Below are 3,672 nucleotides of genomic sequence, written 5' to 3'. Positions count from 1 at the left end.
CAGCAGAACGCCGCGCTGGTGGAAGAAAGCGCCGCAGCGGCGCAGAGCCTGAAGACGCAGGCGCAGCAACTGGTGCAGACCATGGAGGTATTCCAGCTCGCGCCCGGGGCATCGCTGCAACAGCCACAGCAGCCCGCCGTGCCACGCCCCCGCCCCAGCGCGGTACGGCCACCGCTGCCAGCTTCGCAGGCCACCGTGAAGCGGCTGGGCACCGCGCCGAGCGCGAGCGCAGCCCACAGCGAAAAGGATTGGGAAGGCTTTTGAGCCCGTGCTCGCAGCGCGGGCCGGCGGGATCCGGGAGAATGGAACCATGATCTCCACGAATGCCCTGCAACTGGCCCAGACGCTGGTGCGCATGAACACCGTCAGCCACCACTCCAATCTGGATCTCATCCATTTCGTGCGCGACACGCTCGAAAAGCTCGGCGTGAAAAGCCGCCTGAGCTTCAACGCCGACAAGACCAAGGCCAATCTGTTCGCCACGCTGGGCGAGGGCAAGCCTGCCGGCATCATCCTGTCCGGGCACACCGACACCGTGCCGTGGGACGGCCAGGACTGGACCTTCGACCCGCTGGGCGCCACCGTGCAGGACGGGCGCCTGTACGGCCGGGGCAGCGCCGACATGAAGGCCTTCATCGCCGTCGCGCTCGCGCAGGCCGAAGCGTTCCTGAGCAGCGATGCTCCCTTCGCCATCCACTACGCCTTCAGCTACGACGAGGAAGTGGGCTGCTTCGGCGTGAAGGAACTCATCGCCGACATGAAGGACGCCGGGATCCGCCCGCTGGCCTGCATCGTGGGCGAGCCCACCAGCATGGTGCCGGCCATCGCGCACAAGGGCGTGTACCGCTACAAGTGCTGCGTGCGCGGCAAGGAGGCGCACTCCTCGCTCACGCCGCATTCGGTCAACGCTATCGAGATGGCCGCGCGCGTGGTGGGTCGCGTGCGCGACATGGCCGAGGGCTTCGAGCGGCACGAGCCGCGCTTCGAAGGCTTCGACGTGCCCTTTTCCACCGCCAGCGTGGGCCAGTTCCATGGCGGCATCGCCGACAACGTGGTGCCGCGCGATGCCGAGTTCCGCTATGAATTCCGCGACCTGCCCACGGCGGACGCCGCCGGCATGCAGGCCGAGGTGATCGCCTATGCCCGGTCGCTGGAGCCCGCGATGCAGAAGGTGGCGCCCGGCACCGGCATCACCTTCGAGACCATCTGCGAGATCCCCAGCTTCCTGGGCAACCGGGACGATGCCGTCACGCGGCTCGCGCAGCGCCTGGCCGGAGAACAAGGCACCACGCTGGTGGCCTTCGGCACCGAGGCGGGGCTGTTCAAGAACGCCGGGATTCCCACCGTGGTGTGCGGGCCCGGCAGCATCCAGCAGGCGCACCAGCCTGACGAATACGTCTCGCTGGACCAGCTCGCCCGCTGCGAGGCCTTCATGCAGGGGCTGGCCGCGACGCGCCAGCTGTAAACCGCGCGCCGGGTCAGACGCGCACGCGGCCGTCGCCCGTGAGCATCGACATCTCCACGAAGTGCGACCCCGTGTGGTTGCCGGGACCGAACGCCACCTGGAAGCCCGCGATCTGCTGCGTGCCGAACCCCTCCAGCGCCGAGATCAGCGACTCTCGCGTGGGCCGGCCGCCGGCCTGGCGCAGCCCCTCGGTGAACACGCGCGCGGCCAGGTAGCCCTCCAGGCTGGAGTAATTGGCCTGGACCTTGTTGCCGCCCTTCTTGATCGCGTCCTGGAACTCCCGCGTGAGCTGGCGGGCGGACTGGTAGGGCGAGGGCATCACCTGCGAGACCACCACGCCCGCGCCATCGGCCTTGAGCTCGTCCATCAGCGCCTGCGTGCCCACGAACGACAGGTTGTAGAACGTGCCGCCGTAGCCCGCCTTGCGCGCGGCGCGCACGAAAGCGGCGCTGGCGGCATAGGTGCCGACCTGCACGATCGCCTCGGGCCGGGCCGCCACCAGGGTCTGCACCGCTGCGGCCACGTCCACCGAGTTGCGCTCCACCGTGGCCTGCGCCACCGGGGCGAGCTTGTGGGCGCCCAGTGCCAGCGCCACGCCATCCAGTCCGGCCTTGCCATAGGCATCGTTTTGATGGAAGACGCCGATCTTGCTCAGGCCCAGGTGGGTGAGCTTGTTCACGATGGCGGCGGTCTCGTCGTTGTACGAGGCGCGCACGTGGAACACCAATTTGTTCAAGGGCTGGCGCAAGGCCTCGGCCCCGGTGAACGGCGCGAAGAACGGCAGCTTGGCCTGCGTGAGCAGCGGCATCGCCGCCAGGCTGGTGGGCGTGCCCACGTAGCCGAACAGCGCGAACACATCGTCGGTGATGAACTTGCGCGTGTTGGAAGCGCAGCGGTCGGGCTCGTAGCCGTCGTCCAGCGTGCGCAGCTCCACCGTGCGCCGGCCGGAGCCCGCCTGGGCGTTCCACTGCTCGAAGTAAAGCTGGGCGCCCTGGTGCAACTGCACCCCGAGCTGCGCGGCGGGCCCGCTGAACGGGGCGGACTGTCCCAGCACGATCGGCGCCTCCGATTGCGCCCGTGCCAGCCCGAAACCGCCGAGCGCGGCGGCCCCCAGGCCGATGGAAAACCGTCTGCGCCCCAACGCAATATGCTTCATGGTGAAATCCCCTCTTCGATCAAAAACGTCGACGTTCCGCGGGGTCGCCACCCCGCCATCGCTGCTGGTCGGTGAGTGTATCGACAGGAAAACCCCTATGTCCACGACTGAAATCCCCCCCATTTCCGAGCCGGTCCGGCAAGTGCGCGGGGCCTGCCCCCACGACTGCCCCGACGCCTGCGCCCTGCTCACCACCGTGGACAACGGCGTGGCCACGCGCGTGCAGGGCAACCCGGCGCACGGCCACACCGGCGGCGTGCTGTGCGCCAAGGTGTCGCGCTATGCCGAGCGCACGAACCACCCCGACCGCCTGCTGCAGCCGCTGCGGCGCGTCGGCCCCAAGGGCCCGGGCGCGCAGTTCGAGGCGGTGACATGGGACGAGGCGCTCACCGATATCGCGGCGCGTTTGACGCGCATCGCCGCCCGCGCCCCGCAGGCCATCCTGCCCTACAGCTATGCCGGCACCATGGGCCTGGTGCAGGGCGAAAGCATGGACCGGCGCTTTTTCAACCGGCTGGGCGCGTCGCAGCTGGGCCGCACCATCTGCTCCACCGCCGGCGGCGAAGGCCTGAACTACACGCTGGGCGGCAAGCTGGGCATGAAGGTGGAGTTCTTCGCCGAATCGCGCCTCATCGTCATCTGGGGCAGCAACTCCATCGGCAGCAACCTGCACTTCTGGCGCTACGCGCAACAGGCCAAGCGCGACGGCGCCCGGCTGGTGTGCATCGACCCGCGCAAGAGCGAGACCGCCGAGAAGTGCCACGAACACCTGCAGCTGCGCCCCGGCACCGATGCGGCCCTGGCCCTGTCGCTCATGCACGAGCTGATTGCCAACGACTGGCTCGACCACGACTACATCGCGCAGTACACCGTGGGCTGGGACGCGCTGCGCGAGAACGCGCTGCAGTGGCCGCCCGAGCGCGCGGCCGAGGTCTGCGGCCTGCCCGTGGAGCAGATCCGCCAGCTGGCGCGCGACTACGGCACCACGCGGCCCGCCGCCATCCGCCTGAACTACGGCATGCAGCGCGTGCGCGGCGGCGGCAACGCCACG

The 3,672-nt window shown here is 69.3% G+C and carries 3 protein-coding genes and 1 pseudogene; 3 read left to right on the top strand and 1 reads right to left on the bottom strand.

What is annotated here, in order from left to right; genetic code table 11:
- Positions 1–264, top strand: a pseudogene (locus AC27KI_RS20625) (methyl-accepting chemotaxis protein); the annotation flags it as partial.
- 46 nt (positions 265–310) lie between these two features.
- Entirely contained in the window at positions 311–1,465 is a 1,155-nt protein-coding gene (gene argE / locus AC27KI_RS20620) for an acetylornithine deacetylase (protein WP_487090541.1), read from the top strand.
- A 13-nt stretch (positions 1,466–1,478) separates the two neighbouring features.
- Here argE and AC27KI_RS20615 read toward each other — a convergent pair whose 3' ends face one another.
- Complete coding sequence (locus tag AC27KI_RS20615) at positions 1,479–2,621, bottom strand: ABC transporter substrate-binding protein (RefSeq protein ID WP_487090542.1); 1,143 nt, start codon at positions 2,619–2,621, stop codon at positions 1,479–1,481.
- A 97-nt stretch (positions 2,622–2,718) separates the two neighbouring features.
- Here AC27KI_RS20615 and AC27KI_RS20610 point away from each other — a divergent pair.
- On the top strand, positions 2,719–3,672 hold a 954-nt coding region (locus AC27KI_RS20610; RefSeq protein WP_487115573.1), incomplete at its 3' end, for a molybdopterin-dependent oxidoreductase.

The organism is Acidovorax sp. KPB24-03 (assembly GCF_057546605.1).
The sequence above is the reverse complement of the archived record's forward strand: the minus strand, read 5'-3'. Positions and strand labels throughout refer to the sequence as shown.

Coding starts and splice junctions, on each gene's coding strand:
- argE (WP_487090541.1), top strand. CDS start 311: ATGATCTCCACGAATGCCCTGCAACTGGCCCAGACGCTGGTGCGCATG.
- AC27KI_RS20615 (WP_487090542.1), bottom strand. CDS start 2,621: ATGAAGCATATTGCGTTGGGGCGCAGACGGTTTTCCATCGGCCTGGGG.